General features: G+C 69.8%; 30 protein-coding genes and 1 tRNA gene. 17 read left to right on the top strand and 14 right to left on the bottom strand.

The window, feature by feature from the left end:
* Positions 1 to 87: 87 nt before the first annotated feature.
* From BN1193_RS06980 to BN1193_RS06970, 3 genes are all read left to right on the top strand, one after another.
* The gene (locus BN1193_RS06980; RefSeq protein WP_040165076.1) at positions 88 to 1,398 is read left to right on the top strand and encodes an MFS transporter; all 1,311 of its coding nucleotides are present in this window, start codon (positions 88 to 90) and stop codon (positions 1,396 to 1,398) included.
* Positions 1,399 to 1,449: 51 nt separating this feature from the next.
* Positions 1,450 to 2,235, top strand: a complete 786-nt coding sequence (locus BN1193_RS06975; RefSeq protein ID WP_040165074.1) for an SDR family oxidoreductase — start codon at positions 1,450 to 1,452, stop codon at positions 2,233 to 2,235.
* A 252-nt stretch (positions 2,236 to 2,487) separates the two neighbouring features.
* A complete protein-coding gene (locus BN1193_RS06970; RefSeq protein WP_094770328.1) occupies positions 2,488 to 3,588 on the top strand; it encodes an IS30 family transposase in 1,101 nt (366 codons plus the stop codon).
* Positions 3,589 to 3,685: 97 nt separating this feature from the next.
* On the opposite strand, the gene BN1193_RS06965 is transcribed toward BN1193_RS06970, so the two are convergent.
* From BN1193_RS06965 to BN1193_RS06935, 9 genes are all read right to left on the bottom strand, one after another.
* Positions 3,686 to 4,069 carry a pilus assembly protein TadG-related protein gene (locus tag BN1193_RS06965; protein WP_195907824.1) on the bottom strand — a complete coding sequence of 128 codons (384 nt, stop codon included), beginning with the start codon at positions 4,067 to 4,069 and terminating at the stop codon, positions 3,686 to 3,688.
* Between the two features lie 44 nt (positions 4,070 to 4,113).
* The gene (locus tag BN1193_RS06960; protein ID WP_040165638.1) at positions 4,114 to 4,542 is read right to left on the bottom strand and encodes a TadE/TadG family type IV pilus assembly protein; all 429 of its coding nucleotides are present in this window, start codon (positions 4,540 to 4,542) and stop codon (positions 4,114 to 4,116) included.
* Positions 4,520 to 4,921, bottom strand: a complete 402-nt coding sequence (locus BN1193_RS06955; protein ID WP_230206439.1) for a TadE/TadG family type IV pilus assembly protein — start codon at positions 4,919 to 4,921, stop codon at positions 4,520 to 4,522. Before BN1193_RS06955 ends, BN1193_RS06960 begins: the two co-directional genes overlap by 23 nt.
* Positions 4,918 to 5,094: a hypothetical protein gene (locus BN1193_RS18135; protein ID WP_195907823.1), complete on the bottom strand. Its 177-nt coding sequence runs from the start codon at positions 5,092 to 5,094 to the stop codon at positions 4,918 to 4,920. Before BN1193_RS18135 ends, BN1193_RS06955 begins: the two co-directional genes overlap by 4 nt.
* Positions 5,095 to 5,211: 117 nt before the next feature.
* Positions 5,212 to 5,388 (bottom strand): hypothetical protein, encoded by a 177-nt coding sequence (locus tag BN1193_RS18020; RefSeq protein ID WP_154670782.1) that lies wholly within the window; start codon positions 5,386 to 5,388, stop codon positions 5,212 to 5,214.
* 48 nt (positions 5,389 to 5,436) lie between these two features.
* Entirely contained in the window at positions 5,437 to 6,435 is a 999-nt protein-coding gene (locus BN1193_RS06950; protein ID WP_052460527.1) for a DUF2804 family protein, read from the bottom strand.
* Positions 6,436 to 6,521: 86 nt separating this feature from the next.
* Complete coding sequence (locus BN1193_RS06945; protein ID WP_040165068.1) at positions 6,522 to 7,472, bottom strand: type II secretion system F family protein; 951 nt, start codon at positions 7,470 to 7,472, stop codon at positions 6,522 to 6,524.
* Complete coding sequence (locus BN1193_RS06940) at positions 7,469 to 8,323, bottom strand: type II secretion system F family protein (RefSeq protein ID WP_040165066.1); 855 nt, start codon at positions 8,321 to 8,323, stop codon at positions 7,469 to 7,471. The genes BN1193_RS06945 and BN1193_RS06940 overlap by 4 nt, the downstream gene beginning before the upstream one ends.
* On the bottom strand, positions 8,320 to 9,219 hold the full coding sequence (locus BN1193_RS06935; protein WP_407662094.1) for a CpaF family protein: 900 nt from the start codon (positions 9,217 to 9,219) through the stop codon (positions 8,320 to 8,322). Before BN1193_RS06935 ends, BN1193_RS06940 begins: the two co-directional genes overlap by 4 nt.
* 64 nt (positions 9,220 to 9,283) lie before the next feature.
* Here BN1193_RS06935 and BN1193_RS06930 point away from each other — a divergent pair, with 64 nt between their 5' ends.
* The 7 genes from BN1193_RS06930 to BN1193_RS06900 all read left to right on the top strand — a co-directional run bounded on the left by BN1193_RS06930 (position 9,284) and on the right by BN1193_RS06900 (position 15,129).
* Positions 9,284 to 10,822, top strand: coding sequence for a recombinase family protein (locus tag BN1193_RS06930; RefSeq protein WP_040165063.1), 1,539 nt, complete (start codon positions 9,284 to 9,286; stop codon positions 10,820 to 10,822).
* Between the two features lie 94 nt (positions 10,823 to 10,916).
* Positions 10,917 to 11,222: a hypothetical protein gene (locus BN1193_RS06925; protein WP_141396642.1), complete on the top strand. Its 306-nt coding sequence runs from the start codon at positions 10,917 to 10,919 to the stop codon at positions 11,220 to 11,222.
* Between the two features lie 443 nt (positions 11,223 to 11,665).
* Complete coding sequence (locus BN1193_RS06920; protein WP_040165060.1) at positions 11,666 to 11,881, top strand: hypothetical protein; 216 nt, start codon at positions 11,666 to 11,668, stop codon at positions 11,879 to 11,881.
* A gap of 229 nt (positions 11,882 to 12,110) precedes the next feature.
* Entirely contained in the window at positions 12,111 to 13,403 is a 1,293-nt protein-coding gene (locus BN1193_RS06915; RefSeq protein ID WP_040165059.1) for a hypothetical protein, read from the top strand.
* Positions 13,404 to 13,952: 549 nt separating this feature from the next.
* Entirely contained in the window at positions 13,953 to 14,519 is a 567-nt protein-coding gene (locus tag BN1193_RS06910) for a hypothetical protein (RefSeq protein WP_040165057.1), read from the top strand.
* Positions 14,516 to 14,827: a hypothetical protein gene (locus BN1193_RS06905; RefSeq protein WP_040165055.1), complete on the top strand. Its 312-nt coding sequence runs from the start codon at positions 14,516 to 14,518 to the stop codon at positions 14,825 to 14,827. Before BN1193_RS06910 ends, BN1193_RS06905 begins: the two co-directional genes overlap by 4 nt.
* Positions 14,828 to 14,904: 77 nt before the next feature.
* Complete coding sequence (locus BN1193_RS06900) at positions 14,905 to 15,129, top strand: hypothetical protein (RefSeq protein WP_040165052.1); 225 nt, start codon at positions 14,905 to 14,907, stop codon at positions 15,127 to 15,129.
* Between the two features lie 237 nt (positions 15,130 to 15,366).
* Here BN1193_RS06900 and BN1193_RS06895 read toward each other — a convergent pair whose 3' ends face one another.
* A complete protein-coding gene (locus tag BN1193_RS06895; protein ID WP_141396641.1) occupies positions 15,367 to 16,143 on the bottom strand; it encodes a hypothetical protein in 777 nt (258 codons plus the stop codon).
* Between the two features lie 264 nt (positions 16,144 to 16,407).
* Here BN1193_RS06895 and BN1193_RS18130 point away from each other — a divergent pair, with 264 nt between their 5' ends.
* Positions 16,408 to 16,740, top strand: coding sequence for a hypothetical protein (locus BN1193_RS18130; RefSeq protein ID WP_040165048.1), 333 nt, complete (start codon positions 16,408 to 16,410; stop codon positions 16,738 to 16,740).
* Between the two features lie 588 nt (positions 16,741 to 17,328).
* On the opposite strand, the gene BN1193_RS06885 is transcribed toward BN1193_RS18130, so the two are convergent.
* Complete coding sequence (locus tag BN1193_RS06885) at positions 17,329 to 17,982, bottom strand: hypothetical protein (protein WP_040165047.1); 654 nt, start codon at positions 17,980 to 17,982, stop codon at positions 17,329 to 17,331.
* Between BN1193_RS06885 and BN1193_RS18560 the strand changes: the two genes are divergently transcribed.
* The 3 genes from BN1193_RS18560 to BN1193_RS06870 all read left to right on the top strand — a co-directional run bounded on the left by BN1193_RS18560 (position 17,911) and on the right by BN1193_RS06870 (position 20,265).
* Complete coding sequence (locus tag BN1193_RS18560; RefSeq protein ID WP_407662093.1) at positions 17,911 to 18,462, top strand: P27 family phage terminase small subunit; 552 nt, start codon at positions 17,911 to 17,913, stop codon at positions 18,460 to 18,462. The two genes, BN1193_RS06885 and BN1193_RS18560, sit on opposite strands and share 72 nt — an antisense overlap.
* 636 nt (positions 18,463 to 19,098) lie before the next feature.
* On the top strand, positions 19,099 to 19,680 hold the full coding sequence (locus tag BN1193_RS06875; RefSeq protein WP_195907822.1) for an HIRAN domain-containing protein: 582 nt from the start codon (positions 19,099 to 19,101) through the stop codon (positions 19,678 to 19,680).
* Positions 19,681 to 19,947: 267 nt separating this feature from the next.
* Complete coding sequence (locus BN1193_RS06870) at positions 19,948 to 20,265, top strand: hypothetical protein (protein ID WP_040165042.1); 318 nt, start codon at positions 19,948 to 19,950, stop codon at positions 20,263 to 20,265.
* Between the two features lie 33 nt (positions 20,266 to 20,298).
* Here the strand turns inward: BN1193_RS06870 and BN1193_RS06865 are convergent, their stop codons facing one another.
* Both BN1193_RS06865 and BN1193_RS06860 read right to left on the bottom strand, forming a co-directional pair.
* Complete coding sequence (locus BN1193_RS06865) at positions 20,299 to 20,610, bottom strand: hypothetical protein (RefSeq protein ID WP_141396640.1); 312 nt, start codon at positions 20,608 to 20,610, stop codon at positions 20,299 to 20,301.
* Positions 20,611 to 20,799: 189 nt separating this feature from the next.
* A complete protein-coding gene (locus tag BN1193_RS06860) occupies positions 20,800 to 21,066 on the bottom strand; it encodes a hypothetical protein (RefSeq protein WP_141396639.1) in 267 nt (88 codons plus the stop codon).
* A 291-nt stretch (positions 21,067 to 21,357) separates the two neighbouring features.
* Here BN1193_RS06860 and BN1193_RS06855 point away from each other — a divergent pair.
* Positions 21,358 to 21,439 (top strand) — tRNA-Leu (locus tag BN1193_RS06855).
* 51 nt (positions 21,440 to 21,490) lie between these two features.
* Positions 21,491 to 22,198 (top strand): DedA family protein, encoded by a 708-nt coding sequence (locus tag BN1193_RS06850; RefSeq protein WP_040165039.1) that lies wholly within the window; start codon positions 21,491 to 21,493, stop codon positions 22,196 to 22,198.
* 1 nt (position 22,199) lies between these two features.
* Here BN1193_RS06850 and ku read toward each other — a convergent pair whose 3' ends face one another.
* Positions 22,200 to 23,018 (bottom strand): non-homologous end joining protein Ku, encoded by an 819-nt coding sequence (ku, locus tag BN1193_RS06845; protein ID WP_040165037.1) that lies wholly within the window; start codon positions 23,016 to 23,018, stop codon positions 22,200 to 22,202.
* Between the two features lie 85 nt (positions 23,019 to 23,103).
* Between ku and BN1193_RS06840 the strand changes: the two genes are divergently transcribed.
* The gene (locus BN1193_RS06840) at positions 23,104 to 25,551 is read left to right on the top strand and encodes an ATP-dependent DNA ligase (protein ID WP_040165035.1); all 2,448 of its coding nucleotides are present in this window, start codon (positions 23,104 to 23,106) and stop codon (positions 25,549 to 25,551) included.
* Positions 25,552 to 25,553 lie beyond the last annotated feature (2 nt).

Below are 25,553 nucleotides of genomic sequence, written 5' to 3'. Positions count from 1 at the left end.
CGGCATGACGGACCGTGAACGCACGCGTCGCTAGGCTGGTCGAGGTGTGATCGCCGGCGCGGCGTCATGCGCGAGGGAGGATCGCGAATGAGCGACGAGCCGATCGGCGCGAGCAGCATCCTCCGCAAGCTCGCGCCGATGATCTACGGCCCGACGCTGCTGTTCTCCCTGGGCGAAGGCGCGGTCGTCCCCCTTCTGCCGGTCCTCGCCACCAGGTTCGGGGCGGACATCGCGGTGTCCTCCCTGGTCGCCGCCGCCCTCGTGGTCGGCCAGCTCTGTGGCAACCTGCCCGCCGGTTGGGCCGTCGCGCGATTCGGTGAACGGCGCACCATGATGGTCTCCGGAACCGTCGCGCTCGTCGGGGTCGGGCTGCTCGGCTTCGCCCGGAACGTCGGAATGCTGATGGCTGCGGCGCTCCTGATCGGCTTCTGCGCCGCGGCCTTCGCCCTCGCCCGGCACTCGTTCATGACCACGCGCGTGCCGCTGAGTTTCCGCGCCCGCGCCCTGTCGTTGCTCGGCGGATCGTTCCGCCTCGGGATGTTCGTCGGGCCCTTCGTGGCCGCCGGCCTGATCTGGGTGTTCGGCGATGAGCGGGCCGCGATCGCGTTCCTCGGCGTGTGCCTGCTCGCCGCGGTGGCGCTGGTGACCTTCGGCCCGGATCCGGAGCGCATCGCCGCTGAGGCGCCTCCGCCGCGCACCGCTCGCCCCGCAGACCCGGCGGACACCGGTGAGCCGATCACCGGCCCGGTGGGGGTCATCCAGCCCAGTCCGGGCGTTTTCCGGACGATGTGGAACCACCGGACGGTCCTGCTGCGGCTCGGTCTCGCGGCCGCTTCCCTGTCCGCCGTGCGATCGGCGCGCCAGGCGATCCTGCCGCTGTGGGGAGTCTCGTTGGGGATGGACGCGTCCACGATCGCCCTCATCGTCGGCATCTCCGGCGCGATCGACTTCGCGCTGTTCTACGCCAGCGGTCAGGTGATGGACCGCTACGGACGCCTGTGGGCGGCACTTCCGGCCATGCTCCTGATGGGCGCGGGCTTCGGCGCGCTGGCGGTGACGCACGATCTCGCGTCCGCCACCATGTGGTTCGCGACGTTCGCGATGGTGCTCGGTGCCGGCAACGGCCTGTCCTCGGGCATCCTCCTGACCCTCGGTGCCGACATCGCTCCGCAACGCGATCCCGCGGCCTTCCTCGGCTCGTGGCGCACGCTCACGGATGCCGGCGGCGCGCTGGCACCACTGTTGGTGTCCGCTGTCACGGCCCTGCTGTCCCTCGCCTGGGCGACCGGGCTCATGAGCGTCGTCGCTTTCCTGGGCGCGCTCGGGTTCATCCGATGGGTGCCCCGATTCGTCCCTCGACCGGGCCCGGGTGGGGCGCCCCCTACCCGTCGCGGATAGTTCCGGCCCGAGCAGCGGCCACCGGATCGCCGCCGGCGTAGCGTCGAAGACATGACACGCACGTATGTGATCACCGGAGCAGGCTCCGGTATCGGCATGGCCACCGCCGACCTCCTCCGCGAGCGGGGAGAGAACGTCGTCGGCGTCGACCTCAAGGGCTCCGACATCACCGCCGACCTGTCCACCCCCGAAGGACGTTCGCAGGCCGTCGCCGCTGTCCTGGACCGGACCGGCGGCACCGTCGACGCGGTGATCGCCGCGGCCGGACTGTCCCTGCCCAAGCCGCTCACCGTCGCAGTGAACTTCTTCGGCGTCACCGAGTTCGTGGACGGCCTCGTCGAGGCCCTGTCGGCCTCCAGCGCACCGCGGGTCGCCGTGGTGTCCTCGATGGCGTCACTGCAGCCGAACTCCCCGGAACTCGTTGAGGCCATGCTCGCCGGCGACGAGGTTCGCGCCCTCGCGATCGGCACGGCGCTCTCGGAGAAGGGCCCGCAGGTCGGCTACCTCAACTACCCGTCCTCCAAGCGTGCGCTGAGCCGCTGGATCCGCAAGGTCGGCATCACGGAGCGGTATGCCGGGAACCACATCCCGATCAACGCGGTCGCACCCGGCACGGTCATCACCAACATGACCAAGGACCTGCTCGCCACCGAGCAAGGACGCGCGATGGTCGACGCCAACGTGCCGATGCCCTTGAACTACCACTCCGACGCGATCGTGATCGCCCGTGCCCTCGCGTGGCTCACGAGCGAGGAGAACACGCACATGACGGGTCAGACGATCTACATCGACGGCGGTGCGGACGCCACGCTCCGCGGCGACGACATCTGGAGCTGACTCTTCCCGGCCACGGCCCGCTGCCCCCTCGGCAGCGGGCCGTCGTCGTCTCGGATCGCTCCCGATTCCGACACGTCTGCCGCGGCCGTCTCAGGTGGTCAGCGCAACACCTCGTTTGAGGAGGTTGCTGTGGAGTGGGGTGTGTGGTCGGTGGCTTTGTCTCGATTGGCGCGTGGCGCATCGACGATCGAGGCGGCGGAGGGTCTCGGGGTATCGCGCTACGGGGTGGCGTTGTGGGCCAGACTCGCGGGCATGGAGTTGGTCAGGGGACGCGGTGGTGGTGTTCGAGGACCTCGTGTGGACGCGGAGCGCGTCGCGCCGCCGGTGGGGCGTTCGTATCGGCGATTGACGCTCGCTGATCGTGCCTTCGTGCAGGCCGCGCGGGGGCTGAGACCACCGGTGTCGATTCGGAAGATCGCGGGCGAGCTGGGGGTGGCGCCCTCGACGATCTCGCGAGAGTTGCGCGCTCACCGTGTGAAATTCCATGCCGGTCAGTGGCGGTATCACGCGGAAGCCGCTCATCAGGTCGCGCTGCGAGACCGGGAACGAGTCCGACCCCGACGGCTGGACGATCCCGTGCTCCGAGACGCGGTCGTGGCACGCTTGAACGACAAGCTCTCTCCGCAGCAGGTCGCGGCCGAGCTGAAGACGCAGTTCCCCGACAGGCCGGAGATGCACGTGTCTCACGAAACGATCTACCAAGCCCTCTACGTTCAGGGCTACGGGACGTTGCGGCATGAGCTCACCGTTGCCAAGGCCCTTCGTTCCGGACGCGCCGGCAGGAAACCGCAATCCAAGCTTCCCCGTCGCGACAGCCGGCCGTGGCTCGACGGAGCACGGATCAGTGAACGGCCCGCGGAGGCCGCTGATCGGGCCGTTCCGGGGCACTGGGAAGGGGATCTCGTCGTCGGGCCGAACAACTCTGGCATCATCACCCTGATCGAGCGACGCTCCCGCTACGTCATGCTCGGCCGGCTCCCCGGCAGCCGCGATTCCACGACCGTGATCGATGTTCTGCAACAGATGATCGAACGCCTTCCGGAGACGTTGTTCGCCTCGATCACGTGGGACCAAGGCACCGAAATGGCCCGCCACGCAGACTTCACCATCGCGACGGGATGCCCCGTATTCTTCGCCGACCCGCACTCGCCCTGGCAACGCCCCACCAACGAGAACGTCAACGGCTTGATCCGCGACTTCTACCCCAAAGGCACCGACTTCAACCACGTCACCGACGCCGATCTCGCCGAAGCAGAACGCCTCCTCAACCGCCGCCCCCGACACATCCTGGACTGGCGCAAACCCCGCGAAGTACTCTTCGAGAACATCACCGGTGTTGCACTAGCCGCTTGAGACCGCCCGCGGTACTCCTGCCGCGAATGGGAGCGACCCGGCGCTCGCTATCGCTTTCGGCACATCCGAAGCTCGAAAAGTGCGGAGGGCGAGAGCATCAGTTCAGCGCGGTGCGGCCCGTGGCCGAAGCGGTGAGCGTCACTCCGCCGGGGACCACGAACGACCCGATCGGCGGGTCCCATCGTGTGGCCACCGTGACGGAGGAGGTGGCCCCGTCCGACGTCGTGGCGGACACGAGCCGCGCATCATGCGGCGACGCGTCCAGGACGCTCATCGCCGAGCGCCGGACGCCGGCGTCGTCGAGCTGCGCGCGAACACCGGTCCCGTCAGCGACGAGGGTGAAGCCGTCCGCTCCGGCCAGGGCCGCCGCGTCGGCGAGAGCGTCGGTCTGCTTCTGCGCGATGTAGAGGTCGGTGAGGTCGACCGTCACGATGACCAGAGTCGCGGCGATGAGCCCGAACCCGATGATCAGCGGGAGCATGCTTCCGGATTCGTCCGCAGCGCCCCGCCGAAGGCGGCACGTCATCAGCCCTGTCCCAACCATGACGACACGCGCTCGGTACCGACCGCACCGACGGTGATGCCCGAGCCGAGGTTCGGCAGCAGAGGAATCGGGACGATCGTCGTGATCCGGACGGTCACGATGGCACCCGCCCGCGGGCAGGCGCCGGCGGGCGCGCATGTGACGGACACCTCCAACGCATCACGATCCATGCCGTACTCCTCAACGGCGCCGGCCACGATCGCCTCGGCGGACCCGTCCGCCGCTCCCCCGGCGATCACCCGAGCGACGTTGCGCGCAGCACTCTCCACGCCGAGGGTCTGTTGCTGCACCTGCGCCAGAGTGATCACCAGGTACACCAGCGGAACCAGCAGCAGGACGCCGACGAGCAGGAACTCGAGCGAGGCCGACCCCGCTTCACCGGCGGCCTCACTCGGCCGTGAGAGACTCACGCGGCGCACGCGCGGTCACCTCCCACGACCCCGGCACCCCGAGCATTCCGATCAGGGGCAGGCTCGCCACCACCGTGACCACCACGGTCGCACGCGAGGAGACACCCGTGGTGGTCACCGACACGTCCTGGACGACACCATCGCCGACCGCGCGCCCGACGATCTGGCGCACCGCGGCCGGTCCGTCGTCAGGGCGTGCATCCGCGAGCGCCGCACGGTAAGCGCCTTCCATCGCGGCGTCGTGCACCACGTTGTGCACGTACAGCACGAGGGCCAGCTGCAGGACGAGCCCGGTCAGGACGACCAGCAGCGCGGCCACGAGCACGAACTCGACGACCGCGGACCCCTCCTCCGACGACGGCCGCGAGGCCCGGATCACTTGAAGGACACGGCGTCGAGCGCATCCTGCACGAGCCCGCCCAGCAGCCCGCTCGCGCTGCCCCAGATGACGACGACGAGCGCCGCCGTCATCATCGTGATCAGTACCCAGCCGGGGACATCGCCCCGGTCATCCGTCGCGAGCTCCCGGGCCCGTCCCATCATCGTCAGCATGGCCCCAGGGTCCGTCATCCGCGATGGTGCACGCGCCGACCGTCCACAGGCGCCCGACTACTGCACGGCAGCGTGCAGCGAAATCTGGCGGATGGAGCCGCGATGCGCCGGAAGAGATCAGCGGGGCGAGTTCCCGCGGCGCGCGTGGATCATGAGGCCGATGTTCACGCCGAGCAGAAGCACGCCGACGATCTCCAGCGCGATCCCGACCGCCCCGAGCCCCAGCGCTGCGGCGAGGATCACACCGAGCACGATCAGCAGAAAGCCGACGGCGAGAAGGACGAGGTTCAGCACCCCCGCATCGTATCTCCCCTTCCCTCTCCCCCGCGCCACCGATCGCCCTCACAGGCGCGCGTGCATCCGTTCGCACGTCCCGGGCACGTCGTGCACACCGTAGGTCGCGCGGTCGGTGCGGACGATTCCGCGGTAGGAGCCGTACATCATGACGTAGTCCATCGCGAACACCCCGAGGCTGAGCACGGTGGGTTTGCGCCGCTTGGGGGTGAACTCCACGGCCAGTCCTCCGTCGTCGGACGTGATCGTCCATGGGGCGAGCGGGTCCTGCCCGGACGGGACGAAGGTGATGTCACCGAGTGGCTCGCACACCCCGTCCGCCCACAGCGCCGACTCTCCCTGCTGTCCGGCCCGGTGCGGACGGGTCACGAAATTCGCTCCGACGATTCCGGAAGCCGTGGGGAAACCGAAAGTCCCCCACGTCCAGTCGGTGCGGTACGGCTGCAACGAGCGATGCTCATCGATGATGGCGACGTCCCGCGCCGGCTCGAAGCGGATCGTCGAGTCCCCCACCCGCAGCTCGCCGCTGACGGGGAAGGTCTCCTTCCACGTGTACAGCGAACCTCGTGTCAACCGTTCGCTGACGGACAGTGGTGCGCTGGAGCCCTCGCCGTGCAGCAGCAGCTCACCCCGCATCGCCGGTCCCTCCGTCGACGCGGCGACGTCGATCGTGATGCGATGCGTCCCCCCGGGCCCGCCGAAGACGAGTCGGATGTCGTAGCCGGGCCCGGACACGCTCGAGGTCGTCTCCAGCGCGTTCGCCGGCAGGCTCACCTCTCCCCGCGTGCTGTGGGTGACAAGCGTGTCCGTGTCCCCGTGGTACGCGTGCACATCGGATGCGCGATGGTACTTCGCGTCCTGCAGGATGAACCCCGCCGACCACTCCGAGTGCGCCACGAACAGGCCGATCCACTCTTTCAGCCGTGTCCGTCTCAACCACCCGATCGGCCCGGCAGCGCCCTCGAGGGGGTTCGCCACGCGGGGACGGGCGCGCATCCAGCCGTAGCGGATCGCGCCGTCCACGACGAGATTCTCCGAGTCAGACATTTTCGCCTCGTCCTTTCGACGGCGTTGACTCCCGTCGACCTCCAGTGTCCCGGAAGGGCGGCCGGCACCGGTCCGGAGCGGAGAATTCAGCCGAGCCCGGCCTCCAGCAGCCGCAGGCCCGGGAAGACCGCCATCAGAACGGACAGCGGCAGGATCAAGAACACCAACGGGACGAGCATCGCGACCTCCTTGCGCCCGGCACTCTCCAGCAGGGCGCGACGGTGCTCGTCGCGGGCGTCCGCCGCCTGATCCCGGAGCACCGCCGCCAGCGGGGCGCCGCGCTCGAGCGCCGCGATGAGGTGGTCCACGGCGCGGGACACCCCGGGCACGTCGGTCCGCCGCACGAGAGAAGCGAGAGCCACAGCGGTGGCGTCCCCCGTGGAGACGTCCAGGATCACCCGCCGCAGTTCCCCGGCGAGGACACCGCAACCGATCTCTCCGGTGCGTCGCAATGCGTCCGTGAGTCCTTCCCCGGCCGCGAGGCAGAGCGCGAGGAAGTCCAGCACGGTCGGCAGCTCGTCCTGGATGCGTGCGCGGCGACGACGTATGGCGCGCGCGAGGAACATGTCGGACCCGACGAAGCCGATGAGTGCGAGCGCCACGGGAACCGCCGAACTCCCCGCCGTCGCCCCGCCGAGCAGGACCTGGCCGACGACCACCACACCGCCGGCCGCGCCGCCGCAGACTGCGGCGGCCACCTGGCGCGCGCGGAACTCGTCCGCGGTCAGGTCCCAGCCAGCTGACAGGAGGCGAGCGGTCAGCGCTGACCCACCGCCCAGCAGCCGCGCCGCGATCGCGCAGATGCGTCGCCACGCGGCACGGCCGACGGCGATGAGGCCCGCCGCCGGGTCGATTCCGAGTCGGGTGGGCAACGACGTACCGGCTCGATCCGTGACGTCACGCACGTACGGTGCCACGCGACGCATGAGGGCCGGCGCGCTCCAGGTCGGCAGGGTCGCGAGGAGGCACCACAGGCCCACGCCCGCCCCTCCGCCGATCAGGATCGCGAGCGCCGCATCCATCATCGCCCCGGTCATCGGAACCACCGTCCGGGCTGCGGGAGGCGGCCGATGCGCATCATCAGGCGGTAGGCCACGACCGACACGGCGGCCGCGGCGACGATCAACCCGACCCCCGCGCCCGTCGCGTATGCTGCAGCGCCCTCCGGGCGTGTGATCAGGAGCGCGAGGATCGCCCACGGCGCGATGACCCCGACGACGGCGGCGCCACGCACCCAGGACTGCCGCGCCGTCACCTCTCCGCGCACCGCGACCTCCGCACGAACCGACGCGGACAGCGATCGCAGCACGGTGGGCAGCTCCGTGCCGCCGACGTGCCGGGCCATCCGCAGCGTCTCCACGATGCGGTCCGCGGTCGCGTCCGCGAGGACGTCCTTCAGTCGCGACACGCTCGCATCGAAGTGGCCGGACGCGGCGAGGTCCCGGCGGTAGTCCGCGAACGCCACGCGCAGCACCGGGGGCGCGGTGTCGGCCAGAGAGGCGACGGCGTCCGGAAGCCCCATGCCCGCGCGCACGGACGCCACGAGCAGATCGCACACGTCCGGCCACAGTCCGCGTCGCGCCTCGCTCCGACGCGCTCGCCGTCCGCGCACCCACGCTGCGGGCCCGCAGCCGGCCGCCACGGAACCGAGGAGCGCCAGGACGCCGATTCCCGTGATCAGCCACGTCATCGCCCCCACCGCGAGCGCAGCGGCGAACGACAGCGCGCCGAACACGGTCGCCGTGAGGCCGGGGAGTCCGGCCTCATCCAGCAGTCGTCGCAGCCCGCCGCGATCCGACCGGACCGGACGAGCGCGACGTGGCCACAGCCACGGCGCGGCGACCAGGAGCATTCCGGCGGCGAGCACACACCCCCAGACGACGGTCATGCCGGCGCCTCATAGACGGAGTCCACGGTGACGTCCGCACCCACGACCCGCGGCACCACGACCTCGCGGACGCGCCGGTGTCCCGAGGCCGTGCGCTCGCAGTGCACGATCGCGGACAACGAGCGCGCGATCGCGGGACGCGCGAAGGTCCGGTCCACGTTGCGTCCGGCCAGCAGGGTCAGCGCCGCGAGTCGTTCGACGGCGTCCGCGGCGGAGTTCGCGTGAATCGTCGCCGCGGCCGGGACCCCGGTGTTCAGCGCGAGCAGGAGGTCCAGCGCCTCCGCGTCGCGGACCTCGCCGACGATGAGCCGGTCCGGACGCATCCGCAACGCCTCCTTGACGAGGCGGCGCAGGTCCACGGCGCCGCTGCCTTCGAGTGAGGGTTGCCGCCCCTGCATCGCGACCACGTCCGGCGCGTCGACCGCGAGCTCGAACGTCTCCTCCACGGTCACGATGCGGTGCTCCGGCGGGGAGGCGGACGCGAGCGCGCCCAGCAGCGTCGTCTTCCCCGCGTGGGTGGCTCCGGAGATGAGCACGCTGGACCCGTCCGCCATGCGCTCGGTGAGCCAGTCCGCGACCGCCAGCGGCAGGGCGTCCGCGGCCACCAGACCGTCCAGGCCCCGGACGCGGGGGACGAACTTGCGCACGTTCACGGCCCAGTGCCGCCGCGTGATGTCCGGAATAGTGACGTGCAGCCGCGAACCGTCGGGCAGCGACGCGTCCACGAACGGCTGAGACAGATCGACCCGTCGCCCGGTGGCGTTCAGCATCCGCTCCACGAGATCTCGGACGTCCTGCTCGCTCAGCGCCAGCGGCAGGCGTCGCGGCACCCCGTCGGTCGCGACGAAGACCCGGTCGGGGGCATTGATCCAGAGCTCCTCGGAAGGAGCGCCCATGTAACGAGCACCGAGAGCGCCCCAGGCGGTCTCTATGGGCGTCAACCAACACAAGGAGCTCACCATGGCCGACTCAGCACAATGCGACATCTACCTCCGCCTCAGCATCGACCGCGAGGGGAAGGACTCTCTAGAGCGTCAGGAATCCGACCTGCGCGACTGGGCGGCCCGGGAGGGAATGACCGTCCGCAAGGTCTGGAAGGACCCGGGAAAATCCGGCTACAAGCCGGGCGTCCAGCGCCCCGACTTTGACGCCGCTGTCGCCGCCGTCACCTCTGGCGAGGTCGCCATCCTCGGCGTGTGGAAGCTCGACCGACTGAGCCGCCGCGGCGCGGGCCAGGTCGGAACCGTGCTCGACGCCCTCGACGAGGCCGGGGGCCGCATCGTATTCCTCAAGGACAACCTCGACTCCGCCGTCGCCAACAGCCGCATGCTCATAGTCATGCTGTCAGAGCTCGCCCGCGCCGAGTCCGCCAGCACCTCGCTTCGAGTAACCGCCAAGAAAGAGCACCAGCGTAAGCAGGGGCTATATCTCGGCGGCACGGCGCCCTTCGGCTACACCGTCGGTGCAGACCGAAAGCTCCGCCAGCATCCGACCGAGGCACCGCTCCTCCGCGAGGCATGCGACCGCCTCGCGTCGGGCGAGACGATGCTCGCCATCTGCCGCGACTGGAACGACCGCGGCGTCCCTACCCGGCGTGGCGGCAAGTTCTGGCGCGCATCCTCCCTCTCAGTCGCCATCCGCACGCCCTCTCTGTCTGGCCTCGTGCCAGCACACAAAGAGGCTCGCGCGGCGGGCTATGAGGGCGGCGACATTCACCCGTGGCGCCACCCCGACACGGGCGAGACCGTCTCCCTCCTTGCCGAGGGAGAGTCTCCCATCATCGCCGAGGGTGAGCGGCAAGCGCTCCTCGCGGAGCTCGACAGCCGCCTACGGCGATACGGACGCGGCATGCGTGCCGTCAAGCAACCTGAGACCCTCCTCGGCGGCGGCATGCTCCGGTGCGCAGAGTGCGACCGCTCGTGCAATTCCTTCGGCAACTCCTACCGATGCCGCCGACGCGACCACACGAGCGCCGGATGTGAGGCACCCGTCAACGTCCGCATCCCCACGCTTGAACGCGAGGTGAAGCGCGTGTGGGCATACGGACTCGCCGCGCTTGAGCCGGATGATCCGATCCTCGCCGCCGTCGCCGACCGCTGGCTCGCCAAGCACGACCCCGCCTCACGCACCGAGCGCGACGCACTCCTCAGCGAGCTCGCTACGCTCCGCGCCCGGCTCGACGCCGCCGACGCTGACCACTACGTTCGCGCCACGCTGAGCGCCGACCGCCATGCCACCATCACGGCTCTCTTGGAGGATCGCATCGCCCACGCAACACGTACCCTCGCGACGATGCCTGTCCCCGAGGCGGACCTCGGCGTCCTCCTCGATCCCGAGCTGTCGCTCCCCGCCATCGAGGCGGCGCCGGTCTTGGAGGCGCGCAAGCTCCTCCGGCTCGCCATCGACCGCGTCATCGTCTCCGCCGCCCCTTACAGCGGCGCCCGCTTCATCGCGCGAGACCGCATGCGGATCGTCTGGGCCGAGGGCGACGCCGCATAGCTCTCCCTCCGCCTCGTCGAGTCAGAATGTCGAGAGGCGGCGGCCAATGCGTCCGCCGCCTCTCGCCCCCGCGCATCAGAAAAGAAAGCCTCACATGCACGCTCAAGAACCGCCCGAGGGCTCCCGCTGGGCCCCCTCGCCCATGACCGGAGAGCACAGCGGCTACTCCGCCGCTCGCGTCGCGCACGAGCTCCGCCTCGCCGATGCCCCCGGCGCCCGCGCCGACGCCATCCTCTTCCATGATCACGCCGGTTTCTGGCTCCCGTTCGCCGATGAGGACCGCGGCATCATCGTCCCGCGGGCCCTGAACGCTCCCGGCGCCGCCATCGTCCCGGCCTCGGCGGTCGCCGAGCGGCTGCCTGGCATGTGGCCCCAGCCCCTCCCGGAGGCGTTCCGCTGAGCTCAGCCCGGGCGCCGCGATGTCGTCGCCGGGGTGGCGGGCGTTGGCCCCCTCCGCGTGCGTCGCCTAGCCGGTAACGTGACGAAATTGGACCGTTTCCTTATTTCTCTCTAGAGAGTCGACGACGACTAGTAGAGGGAATACATGAGGCGCGAGAATCCGTCACGTTACCGGCTACACGACGCAACCAGGGCCGCCCCCGCCCCCGCCGCCGACGTCGACGCCGACGCCCGTGAGCATCCAGGCGGTATACCCAATCGGGAGACGAATACCCATCGCCAACGCCGCCTAGGCCGCGCCCAGCGGCGCGCCGCCCCTCGCCGAGCTCGACCGCCTCGCCGCGAAGGGCGCCAAGCGCGCCCCGCCGCCCGGGGCGCTTCCTTTACCCCGATAGGCGTTACGTAGCGCCGCTAGCGAGGCCCCACTTGACTACTAACTACAGCGTGACGTGCGCATACTGCGGCACCGCGGCGGCCCTGACCCAGCCGGGCCGCTTCTGCTCCCCCAATCACCGCGTCTACTTCCACCGCGACGCGCTCCGCGCCCGCCGCGCCCACCTCGCTGACGAGGCCGACGCCGCCCTCCGCGCCGGAGACCCCGCGCTCCTTGAGCAAGTGGCCCGCCGGACCGTGGCACTCCTCGCCCAGACAATTTCCTGAGCACCGCCGACACCCCAGGCGGTCTCTACCTTCGTAACCAATCAGCGCCGCCCGTCGGCGCGCCCCCTAATGGTCGCTCTCGGAATCTGGCAGACAAAACAGCGTCCGACGTGGGCCCTCCCGGTCTGATCCCCGGTGGGGGCCCTCGTCATTTCTGCACCCTCCGAGATCGCGACCACCACCCCGACGCCTGCCAGCGTTTTCCCATTCCCACCACCGAGAGCCAACTATGACCCCCGAACTCTTTCGCCCCGCCCTCGACGCCTACGCGCGCTCCTCACAGGGTGCGCGCCGCGCCTTTGCCGACGACGCCTACTTCACGGGCCGATTCCTCCATCCTGGCGACGACCACGCGCGCCGCTACGCGGTCCCCTCCCCGGCGCACGTGGCGCGCTACCTCCTCGCCCCCGCCCTCTTCGCGGCGGAAGAGACGGCCCCGAGCGCCGTCGCGCCGGTCGTCCGCGACACCCTCGCGAGCATCCCCCGGCGCTTCGACGGCGGCCTCGCCTACCGCGCGCCCCAGAGCCGACGCGAGCACCTCGACACGGCACCGCCGACGCTCCGGCTGACCGACTACTACCGGGGGCTCCACGCCGCCACGACCCTCGACTACGACCACGCACACCCTGAGAACGCCGCCGACTTCGACCAAGACGCCTATGGCGCCGCCATCGTCGCGGCGACTCTCGCCGAGCTCGACCGCCTCGCCGCGAAGGGCGCCAAGCGCACCGCACCGCCCGGGCCACGAACTCCGCGCACGACGGCCCCGCCGCAGACCTCCGCCAAGCGCGTCGCCACATTCCGGCGAGCACTGGAGGACCGCAAGAAGGACTTCGTGCGCCACATCATCGCGGCGCTCACCCTGGACCTCGCCCCCGGCGAGTTCCTCGCACGCGACGACGTCCGCGATGCCATCGTGAACGCCAGCCGCGAGGCCCGCGAGGCACTCGACGAGCTCCACGCCGAGAACGACAGCGCCGCGACCGCCCACACCGCCACGCTCGCGGCCTACTACATCGAGCGCGCGCACTGGGACGACCGCAAGCGGATGCAACCGAGCCTTCGCACCTCAACTCGTCCGCGGCGCCCCTCCGCTCCGCCGCGCTTGCGCTGGGCCGACGTCGCCGTCGATGACTACGACCTTCCCCCGTTCACGCCCCCCGTGATCGGCCCCCGCGAAGCCTCGCGACTCGCCGTCCAGATGGCCCCCTCCCTGGGTCTCGTCGAGCGCCGCTCCGGCAATGAGCGCCGCTTCTACGTCGCCGCCGAGCGCACCGCCACCGAACCACCCGCCACTCCGAAGGAGCTCCCCGTGACCGTTGAGATGATCCGCGCCGAAACGGAGGCGTACCGGGAACTCCGCGATGCCATCGACGAGACCACCGCCGCCGAGGAGCGACGCCACGCCCGCCAGCGCGACCGCCTCGCCAACGGCGACACCGTCGGGGCGCTCACCACCCAGCGCGCGCACTTCCGAAACTCGTTCCCCGCCAACGTCACGCCACTCCGGCGCACGGCGTAGGCCCCACGAAGGGCCCGTTTCCCTTCCCAGGCCAGGGCAGCACACACCCCCGCGGACTCCGAACGACTGAGCAAGACCTCAGCCGCCAGGTGCCCACACACCGCCCCAGAAATCGTCGAGACCAAGCCACGCCCGCGGGCGCTCCAGAAGGGCGACCACACGCTCCCTGGCACCTCCGAGCGCGCGCAAGGCAACGCCATGAACGCCCACACCGACTCGGCTATCGGCAGGCACGATTTCGAAGGCCTGCGCCATGTTGCCTCCGCGGCTGCTAACGGGCCTTGCTCGGCGACGCCCCAGCCGGCGCCCCATCCTTGCGGCAGAGCCCTGCGCGCACATCGGCCAAGGAGAGCCCCCCCTGGGCCCTCGGCACGGTGACGCTTCTGCCCAGATGACGCCCCCAGCTTGCCGACGCTGAACGAACGCACGGCAGGACCCCACAAAAGCCCGCCACGGGCCCCGCACGACCCCGAGGACCGCGACAAGCCCTCGCCAATCCTCGGCCCTCATGAGCGCACCACGCGCTCACCCAACCGAAAGGCACATCCCTTGTTCAACAACAAGAACACCATCCCACCGACCTTCATCCTCGACGCCATCCCTGGCGCTCCGGAGCTCGCCGACGCCGCCACCGCCGCCCACAATGCATGGCGGGACTCCGGCCAGGCGGGCCGCGATGCGGGCGCTGCCGCGAAGGCCCTCAGCGCCTATCATCTGATGGACCCCGCGAACCGCCCCAAGGAGGGCGTCGCCAAGGCCGACTTCGACGCCGCTGTCGATTCCTACCGCGTCGCCCGGGACACCGTCAAGGCCAAGGAACGCGCCCGCGAACGCGCTTACCGTGCGCTCCACGACCACGTCAGCACTGGAATGCGCTCGGCGGAATTCATCGCCACTCACGAGGCACTCGGAGACGCCGCTCATGAGAAAGCCGTCGCCGCCTTCGAGGGACTCCGTCAGGCGCTCCACGACCGGGACGACTTCGACAGGCTCATCGGACGTCAGCGCGACCTCCGCAATGTCTTCTACGACCGCGCCTACCTCCTCGCTAGCGTCGGCGACTACGTCAACAGCGGCGTCGTCCCGTCGCGAGCCGCGGACGGCACCGCAGAATGAGCATCACTGACAGCGCCGTCGCGAACATCGTCGCCAATGCCGTCGAGGACCACCCCGCGCCCAAGTCCTTCGCCGAAGTCGACGCGCACACGCGCATCTTCTTCGAGGAACGCGCCGAGGCCGCCCGACTGACGCCCGAGGGTCTGTGGCACCTTCACCGATCCCGCCAGGGCCTCACTCCTACCCAGGCCGTCCAGGTCCGCAGCGACGACCGGGCCAACAGCTTGGCTGGGCGCCCGCACGGCACGCCTATCCCTGCCCCGCCTGTGCCGTCCCCCGACGAAATCGTCGCAGCAATCCGCGGCTAGCCGCCTCCAACGCCCGCCCCTTGTCCGTGCTCGAACCACGAGCGGGGGCGGGCCACCCACACCCCCAGGAGCCCCCAATGTCCAGCACGACCACCGCCGCCTCTGATATCCACCGGGTAGCGCTCGCCACTGAGCTCGCCGCGACCCGCGCCGAGCTCCGGCGCGAGCGAGCCCTCCGCGCGCACCCCGTCCTCGCGGATCACGACCTGATCTCCCTTGTCCGCGGCGACACGGACGATGCCTACGCCGAAAACGCCGCCCACGTCGCCCAGGCCATCACTGCCGCCCTCTCGCGCGTGTAGCACCACGTCGTTCGCCGCACCGCGCGACGTCGCCTTTCCGACACGCGGTGAGCGCCCGGCCGACCAGGGCTGTCGGCGCGGGGCGCACCCCCACCAACGAGGAGCTGCAGGCCAGGTATGCCGACGGCGTACGAGCCACCTGGATCGCCGGAACACCCCCGCATCTGTACGGACCGGGAGGTCAAGGGCGGCTTGGCCCGCGCCAACCGCCCATGCGTCCGCGCGCCCATATTCGGCTCAGCCCGAGGGCCCCGCCGTCGCCGATTCGGAAATTGCCGATTCGGCTCCCGAAGCTCCAACTGCGCGCGCGGCCAGCTTCGCCCGCGCGAACGGGCTGGGTTCTTGCGGGCCCCCGCGCGGAAGGTACGCCGTAAGCCACCGCGTCCCCACGAGAGCTTCGAGGCGCGTGGCGTACTCACGCATCCCCGCGGCAACGTCCGTAATGTGGTCCAGGGTCGTCCCGTACCTCAGGTCTGATTCACCGTTCAGCTTGAAGCGGGCGTATACGACCCCCACTCCGGCATAGTCCCACCACACGCCATGAACGATGTCATTCCGGCGCTCGCCGAGCTTGTCGCGCTTGGCCCATTCGACGGCCTCTATGATGCCCACCGCGCGCCCCTGGCTCTCCGGGTCGCGTGACCCAGCCTTGACGACGCGTTTCGCCGACCGCAGTGCGGTGTCTTCGAGCTTGCCGAACATGCCCTCGGCGTCCGCGAGGTAGCCGCTGGGGGCATCAGCCATCAGCATGATGAGACGCTTCAGGAGCGTTTCTACCTGGGCCGCGACGACCGCTACCTCGCCGATTGCGGCGTACAGGTTGCGCCGATATTCGTGATCGGCCTCCACGGGGCCGCCCACTCGGCGCACCAGTAATGCCGAGAAATCTCCAGCGAAGGCTGGAACCGTCAGCGTTGCCTCGATCACGTAGTCGTCACGGCCCGTATCAAGGGTGAAGGTGTAGCCGCGAAGGAATCCCGGTGGGGCCCAGTCCGCCTCGTTGTATGGCCGCATGCCCTGAGCGTAGCGGCACAGCGCATAGTTCCCCCTCGCCATCGGCCCCTACCTCCGTCCGCCCACGCTGGCGCGCACACACGCCTGTGCGTGCACGCCAGCGACGTGGGGCTCCCCTCCCCGCCGCCCTCTTTTCCGGCCGGAGAGGCACAGCGTCTTTCTTCATGCGTCCGCAGAAGTCTGTTTTTCCGGCACAGCGTTGCCGGTCAAGCGTGCCCCCCCTCACGCGTTTCCACCGTTCCCACACCCTGAAAGGGTCTCTTGATGACCTCGCCCGCTTACCCCCTCCACTGGCCCGATGCCGTCACCGACACCTACGACGCCGTCCTCGCCGAGTCCCCAACCCTCTCCGGCGCATCTCACTCTTCGCTAGTGGAGGCATGCGAACTCCTGACCGCGGCATATGCCCTCCAAGCCGTTGCCGCCGGAGCCGGATACGTCGCCACCGGCTCCACTGGTCAGGCCGTGGTGCATCCGGCGACAGTAGAGTCCCGCCTCTCCCGGGAGGCCGCCGCGCGCATCCTCGCCCGCCTGATAGCGCCCACAACCGTTGGTCAGAAGCTCGCTCGCCAGCGTCACGGCGGGGCCACCCGATGAGGCCGCCAACCCTCGCCAACTCCTCCCGAGGCTGGCGCACACCCGCCGACGTCTTCGCGACCCTGCGCTCGCTCGACGATGACCGCACTCCTCTGCGCGCCGACCCGGCATATCTTGATGCCGTCCGGTGGGCGCACTCTCACCAGCACACGCGCGGCGACTGGATGGCTGCCGAGTGCGGCGACACCTCCCTCGCCGCGCGCCGCCTCCTCTGGGAAGTCCATCGGGTCGCCCCGTCCCGACCGCCCGGTATCGCGCAGCGCTTGACCAACGGCGCTAGTACAGCCGCCGCCCCGGCTCCCACGACCAGGCCGAGCATGACATCGCCACCGTACTAACCCCATGCCTGCGCCGCGAGCTGCCCATCGCTTGCGCGTGTCCGCCCCGGACTTCGTCGCCATCGTCGACCGCTCCGCATCACGCAGGTCCACGAGCGACACGCCCGCCTCAGCCTCCGCCAAACCCGCCGACGGTACAGCGCCTCGAATATCTAGCGGTCACGCTCTTCCCCGCGTGGTGCGCACCAAGGGCCCGATCTTGACGCCGTGACGTTCGTCCCGTCGGACCGCAGCGCCACCAGGGCCCGGGCTAGTCCTCGTCAATGTCGACGGGCCCGGGTGCTTCCTTCTGCGCCAATCGACGCCACGAATCGGGATAAGTGTGCGGGCCGTCCGGCACCTTCTCAAACCCTGTGGCGCGCAGCAGCCTCGCCGCTTGCTCGGTGCTCAGGTTGTAGGCCCTCTCGACCTCAGAGAGTCCGTACTCCGGATACCGCCTCACCATCGCCAGCAGCTCAGGAGACGGCTCACTGCCAGACCCGCCGTCCGCCGTGAGCCATGCTCTGGACTCGTCTCGCTTCGGTCGGTTGATCGCCTGATACAGGATCGCTACGCCGCCCCTAAGCAGGGCGTAGAGCCCTGCGATGTTCAGGGCCGCCGTGATCAGATCTGATACCAGCGTGATGTTTCCGCCGCCGCGGCCACCGGCGTCTACCGGCAATTCCTCCCCATCGGCCAGGGCAGCAAGGTCGCCCATAGTCGCCTCGGCATCGATGACCGCTGTGAATGACGGCGCGTCTACGCTCGCGGGCACAGCGAGGTAGAACCAGGTCGACGGCTCCCGACCGACCGCAGCCGCGAGCAGTGGCCCGAACAACGCTTCCGGCTCACCGTGAACCGATACCAACCTGCGCCGCCGCCCGTCGACGGTCACATCATCGAAGAGAACGTCAATCTGAGTCACCGCCAAACACTACCGTTTCGACGCCAGCCCGAGCACTGCACGGCCCCCGCTTCGCCCGCCACCCCGGGCATCGGGGGCCTTCGTCGTTCCCGAAAGGGGGCCCCGTGGCTACCGCCTTCCGCGCCCGGACCTCCTGGAGCGCCGCCGCAAAACGCACCTTCCGCGGGGTCACCGAGGACCACCCCCGACCTCGAAAAGTCGACCCTAAGCGCCCTCTACGCCGCTTGCGACCTCCTCAGCGAGGCCGACACGATGCAGGCCCACATCACCGAGAACGGCCTCACCGTCGAGGGCTCCCAGGGCCAGATCGTCGCTAAACCGCTCATCACCGAGGTTCGGCAGTACAAAGCCGCGATGGACACCATCCGCGCCCGCTCCTCGGCCTCCGCCGCAGGCGCCGCCCTTGTCGCTAAGCGCTGGAGCAGCCGCCCCGCCCCTCCTCGCGGGGGACGGAGCGACCTAGACAGTTCGGCGGGCTAGGCCAAGGTGCCACACTCTGCACACGCCGAACCGAGGACAGCGACGTGCTCATCGTCGTTCGGACAAGGGCCAAGCGAATCAACGTCGCCATGATCGACACGCACGCGCCCTGTGGCGAGTGCTTGCCACCCCACCACCGCCCTCAAAGCGACGGCGCGCAACAACTCGTCTGCAAGCGACAGGCTCAGGCTCGGGGAACCCCCAGTCGCAACACCAGTTCGTTCTTCCACATCAGTCCTTACGGCACGGGGGCCGACGCTCCGAACGAAAACGGCATTCGGTATCCGTTCTCATCCAGAGCAGGTAGGATCGATGCGCCTGCAACCGCAAATTAAAGGCACCCCACCCCGGCCCGCTAGGAGAAACCCCAAGCGATTACCCGGGGTGTCCTTCGTACACGTCTAGTTTACCGGCGAAAAGTGACACTAATCCGGGTCGAGCAGGCGGGCTATCGGAACCCTCGATCCCACTGTCGTAGATGGCTACCAATACGAGCCGCTACGGACCCATACGAGCTCGTACGAACCGCTTCAGACGTAACGCCAATACTTCCTGGGAATATCCTGAGAGCGCCCTAGTCGCCTTCGTAGACCGCGGGGGCGTTTCGTCGTTCCGGCGGCCCCTAGGATGGCGCGCGTGGGACTACTCGACTCCATCCGCAGTGCGCTCGGTCTGTCCCGCCCGGTATCCCCCGCGCCGACAGCCACCGAGGCACGCCCCGTGACGTTCACCATCACCGCCTCCGCGGACGACGGCGCGCGCCGCCCTCATCCACGCGGCTACCTCGACAGCAGCGAACTCGCCGCACTCCTCATCGTCGGCGCTGACGGCATGCCGCCGCTCCGGCTCTCCGAGACTGACGGACAGCTCTGGCTCATCGAGACGACCACTGGCAAGCGCGTCAACGTCGACGCCCGCCAGCTCCGCCACCTCGGCATCTGGGGCGTCAAGGTGCGCGGCACGTCCTACTACGATGGCGTCACCCGCCTCGGCCCGGCGCAACTCGTCCGCGAGCCCGATAACCTGCACGACCCGCACGCCGTCGCCGTGCACGTCGACGGGCAGATTATCGGCCACTGGAACAAGGGCATGGCACCCGGCCTCGCCAAGCTCCTTGACTCCGGAGCGCCGCTCGCCGCCGAGGTGATCGCAATCGAACCCGCCAAGGTCATAGCCGCACACCCCGGACTCCTCGCTTACCTTCACCGCGCGACCTAGCCCCTGTTGACGCGACGGGCGCCGGTACGCCCGCCATTCACTCGCCTCCTCGCCTCCCCCGCGTTTCCGACGACTGCCCAGTCTCCCGCCCTCCCCGCGGCGCATACGGGCGGGCCTGACATAGCGCGCCGCCGCGCTCTCCGCACCGGGCCCAGCCAGTTCGCCCACCACGACGCCGTCGTCGCCGCCATCCGGTCCACCACTAGCGAGCCGATCCCGGATGCCCCGGTCGACGAGGCCCGCGCCGACGACCCGAATGGCCACCGCTTGCGCACCGCCGTACTCGCGCACCTCGACGCCCACCTCATCGTGATCGGAGCGCAGAGATGGAACGCCACCTACGAGACCGCTCCTCGCTGCCCAGGGGGCCACATCGGGCGTCGAGAGGCTCCGCGACCGTGCGATGTCTGGAACCACAACCGCGCCCTCTATCCCGACGTCGCACTCGTCGAGCACCTCCCCCACCGCATCGCACTCGGCGGGACCGAATCCGCCGCCCGCGCCCGCCTCGCGAGCATGTCACCGCGCGCCGCGTTCGCCCACGTGCGCGGCGCACACGCCAACGATGCCTCCGCGCCCTTCTGACAGCGCCCTCACTCCCCAGCGATCCGAGTCGTTCTATGCGATACGCGCGACCTCCTCATCGACCGCGACGGAAAGCACGTACTCCAGGCAGCCGCTCACGTCGAGCCCCAGCGCCGCCGCCCCGACGAGGCCGTCCACACCACCGTGGACGTCGACGAGCGCCTCGATCAGGTCCGCCGCGGCGACCATCAACGCGGCCCGGCGCGGCGCGATGACGACATCGAATGGCGCCGATGACGCCACGAGCTCTGCGGCGTCCTCCCGCACGTCATGGACGAACGCCCGCGCACCCTCCTCAACCACGCTGCTACCGACCACTTTCTCCACCGCGTCTAAACGAATCATGCCGCTTGCCTCTCAGATCAGGACCGGCGAGAAACCACGCCCTAAACGACAAGCTAGCACGCATCAAAACCGCGTCTGACCAGGAAAATCATCGCCCGCAAGTCGAAGCGCGCAAGACGGTTTGCGTGGACGCGGTGCCACCGTCACGCCCACCACAGCGACCCCTCACAACGTGTTAACCTGAGCGTGTTACAGCGTCGTTCCTTCCTCGATCGCGGGGTCATCCAGATACGGCTGCAGCGGACCGTACCCGGCGACGGCGGCGATGACGGTCCGCACACACGCCGACTCGTCCTCCACGAGCGGGAGCCCGCGGGCCGCCGCCACATCGTTGTGGGCGCGGACGGCCGCGAGCGCGAGGTCGTGCGCGCGGGCCGGGTCCCGACGCGGGTCCGACTCCTCGCTGCGCAACTGGGCACGGACACGGTCCGCGACGGCGGTGGCGATGGCATGCATGGCGCCCATGATGCGGTCACCGGCGCTGGGTCGCCTCGCCCGTCCACAGTCCGCGCGCGTGCTCGGTGCGTCGCACGACGTCCGGAGTCCCGATGCGGCTCGACTCGTCCTCGCTGCCGACGAGCACGGACTCGTTCTGCCGCCCGCTCAGACGTCCTCCCCCGGTGACGGCAGCGCGCGCCCACAGCCACGGTGGAGCATTCCGCCCCGTCGGAATCCGACTGATTCCCGGCGGATGTGCGGGTTGGCCGGCACGTAACGCCCCACAGCGAACAACTAGAATCGAGGGACGCGGGAGTGGTGGAATCGGTAGACACGCAGGATTTAGGTTCCTGTGCTTCACGGCGTGTGGGTTCGAGTCCCACCTTCCGCACGACCATCGACCATTCCCGGACGACGGTCGCTCTAAGACAGGACATCACCCGTGGTTCACGCCGGACTCATTCCCTTCCTCGACCCGGAGGCGATCATCGCCGCGGCCGGGCCGTGGGCGTTGCTCGTGGTGTGCCTGATCATCTTCGCCGAGACCGGACTGCTGATCGGTTTCCTCCTGCCCGGCGACACGCTCCTGGTGATGTCCGGGCTTCTCGCGCACGGCAGCGATGTCGCCCCGCACGGTGTCTTCGGCATCTCGGTGTGGTGGGTCGCTCTGCTGATCGGGCTGGCGGCGTTCGTCGGCGGTGAGGTCGGGTACTACATCGGCCACAAGGGCGGGCCGGCGGTGTTCGAGAAACGTGATTCCGGCCTGTTCAGCATGCAGAACGTGACCCGTACGAACGCGTTCTTCGAGCGCTTCGGCGGGCTCACCATCATCATCGCCCGGTGGGTTCCGATCGTCCGGACCTTCGCACCGGTGGCCGCCGGTGTCGGTCACATGCCGTGGAAGCGCTACAGCCTGTACAACTTCATCGGCGCGATCCTCTGGGGCTTCGGCCTCACCATGGCCGGCTACGGCATCGGATTCATCCCGGGTCTCGGCGAATTCGTGGCCCAGTACATCGACGTGATCCTGCTCGCCGCCGTCGTCGGCTCGATCGCCATCACAGCCTGGCACTACTTCTCCGAGCGGCGGAAGGCGCGCAAGAACGCGCGGGAGGATGCCGCCGCCACCGAAGCGACCCCGGAGAGCTGACTCAGCCCGCTTCGGAGCGCTCCTGGGCCGCCTCACGCGCGGCCCGCGAACGCTCCACGCTGGCCTGCAGGGCGGCCATCAGGTCGATGACCTCACCGCCGGTCTCCGCGCGGGCACCGAAGGTCTCCTCGGTGTCGATCGCATCGCCCTGCTCCAGCTTCGCCGCGATGAGCGTGCGCAGCTCCTGCTGGTACTCATCGACGAAGGCGGCCGGCTCGAAATCGGACGCGAACCCGTCCACGAGCGCGGCGGACAGCTCCAGTTCCTTGTCCGAGATCTTCACGTCGTCCGTGAGCGAGGGGAACTGCGCGACGCGCACCTCGTCCGCCCAGAGCAGCGTCTGCAGCATCAGGACGTCGTCACGGACGCGCAGCGCCGCCAGGCGCGTCTTCTGCCGGAGGGTGAACCGGACGATCGCCGTCCGATCCGTGCGCTTGAGCGTCTCCCGCAGCAGCACGTACGCCTTGGCCGACGCGGAGTCCGGTTCCAGGTAGTAGGGCTTGTCCAGCAGTATCGGGTCGACCTGGTCGCTCGGCACGAACTCCACGACGTCGATCTCACGCGTGCGCTCCGCGGGGAGCGCCGCGAGGTCGTCCTTGGTCAGGACCACCGTCTGCACGCCGTCGTCGTAGGCGCGATCGATCTCCGCGTACGGCACCACCTCGCCGTCGAGTTCGCACACGCGCTGGTAGCGGATGCGTCCGCCATCGGCGGCGTGCACCTGGTGCAGGGATACGTCGTGGTCCTCCGTGGCGGAGTACACCTTCACCGGGACGTTGACCAGGCCGAACGTCACGGCGCCCTTCCAGATGGATCGCATGCCCCCAGTACACACCGGCCCGGTGGGGCCGACAAGTCCCGCGAATCCCGGCCTCGTCAGGCAGGCACCGGGATAAGGTCGGGCCATGGCAGCGGGCGAGGTGGTGACGACCGTCGACGGCCGACGCCTCCGCCTGACGAACCTCGACAAGGTGCTCTACCCCGCGACCGGAACCACCAAGGCCGAGGTGATCGACTACGCCCTGCGGATCGCGCCCGTCCTGCTGCCGCACGTGGCCGGTCGTCCGGTCACGCGCAAGCGCTGGCCGCACGGGGTGGGGACGGCGGAAGACCCGCAGCGGCCGTTCTTCGTCAAACAACTCGAACCCGGCGCGCCGGACTGGCTCCTCCGACGAACCATCGCGCACAGCGACGGCGACAAGGACTACCCGCTCGCCGACTCCGCCGCCGCGCTGGTCCACTTCGCGCAGCTCGCCGCACTCGAGCTGCACGTCCCGCAGTGGCGCTTCGACGCCGCCGGGCAACGCGGCAATCCCGACCGGCTGGTGCTGGACCTGGATCCGGGCGAGGGCGCCGGACTGGCGGAGTGCGCCGCCGTCGCCATGATCGCCCGCGACCTGTTGATCGGAATGGGCCTGACACCCTTTCCGGTCACCAGCGGCAGCAAGGGGATCCACCTGTACGCCCACCTGGACGGCACGCAGACCAGCGCCCAGGTCTCGGAGGTCGCGCACGCGCTGGCCCGGGCGATCGAGGCGGACCAGCCGGACCTCGTGGTCAGCACGATGGCCAAGGACCGGCGGGCGGGTCGCGTGTTCATCGACTGGAGCCAGAACAACGGCAAGAAGACCACGATCGCGCCGTACTCCCTGCGCGGCACAGCACGGCCGTTCGTCGCCGCCCCCCGGACGTGGGAGGAGCTGACCGACCCCGACCTCGCACAGCTGGAGTTCACCGAGGTGCTGGGACGGGTCGCCCGGAACGGCGACCTCCTCGCGAGCCTGGACGCGGCCTCACCACGCCTGGCCGCATACCTCGACAAGCGTCGCTCCGCGCAGACCCCCGAACCCATGCCGTCCACACCCCGCGCGACGGACACGGGCGAACGGCGTTTCGTCATCCAGGAGCACCACGCCAGTGCCCTGCACTGGGATCTGCGCCTCGAGCACGACGGAGTGCTGGTCAGCTGGGCGGTGCCCAAGGGCCTCCCGGAGACCTCGACGCGCAACAACCTCGCCGTGCAGACCGAGGACCACCCCCTGGAGTACCTCGACTTCGCCGGCGACATCCCGCGCGGCCAGTACGGCGCCGGACGGATGTGGTTGTGGGACCGCGGCACGTACGACGAGGAGAAATGGCGCGAGGACGAGATCATCGTCACGCTGCACGGGCGCCCGGGAGGTCCCGCCGACGGCGTCCGCATCGTCCTGATCCGCACGGACGGGGAAGGCGAGCGCTCCACCTGGCTGCTGCGCCGCATGAAGCGGACCGCGGACGGACGAGCGCAGCCGGACGGGTCCCCCGTTGTTCCGCACGATGAGGACGACCCGCTGAGCCCTCCCCCGTCGCCACCCGCGAGCTCCGCGGCTGGTGCCGCGGCGCACTACGTCGCACCGATGCTCGCGACGCCGGCGACCCCCGCCCTGGGCACCGCCGCCGCCACCCGGACCGGGCAGACGCCGTGGGTGGAGATGAAGTGGGACGGCATCCGCGCGATCGTCGGGTGGGACGGCGGGCGGGTGCGCATCTGGGGACGCAACGGGACGGAGATCACCGCCCGCTACCCCGAGCTCACCGCGGCGGGTGCGCTGACGGTCGCGGCCACCTCGGCCGTGCTCGATGGCGAGATCGTCGCCCTGGACAGCGCGAACAGGCCGAGCTTCCCGCTGCTGCAGAACCGCATGCATCTCACCGACGCGTCCGCGATCTCCGCCGAAGCTCGTCGCACGCCGGTGTCGTTGTTCCTCTTCGACATCCTTGCCGCCGACACCGACCTCACCGATCTGCCGCTGCGCGATCGACGGGAGCGTCTGGAGAGCCTGGTCGCCGCAAGCGCATCGGTCGCCGTGCCTCCGGTGTTCGATGATGTTTCCGACGCGTGGGATGCCGCCCGCGCGCTGGACTTGGAAGGAGTGATGGTCAAGGACCCGCGTTCGCCCTACCGCGCCGGGTCCCGCTCCGACGCGTGGCTCAAACTCAAGCTCACGCGGACGCAGGACGTCGTGATCGGGGGCATCCGCCCGGGTCGGGGCGGGCGCGCCGGTGCGATCGGCTCTCTGCTGGTCGGTGTCCGCACGCCGGACGGCTCCCTCCATTACGCCGGGCGCGTCGGGACCGGTTTCAGTGATTCCGCCGCCGACGCCCTGCTGCGCCTGCTCGCTCCGCTGGGAACCGACGTGAATCCCTTCGCCGACGTGCCCGCCGCGGACGCTGCGGATGCCGTGTGGGTGGAGCCGGTGCACGTCGGCGAGGTCGAGTTCGCGGAATGGAGTCCGTCGGAGCATCTGCGCCACCCGCGTTGGCGCGGGTTGCGGACGGACATCGCCGCATCCGACGTCCGCCGGACGGACTGACG

It is taken from the genome of Microbacterium gorillae, assembly GCF_000826185.2.
GTDB lineage: Bacteria > Actinomycetota > Actinomycetes > Actinomycetales > Microbacteriaceae > Microbacterium > Microbacterium gorillae.
This window is presented reverse-complemented; position numbering and strand designations above follow the sequence as displayed.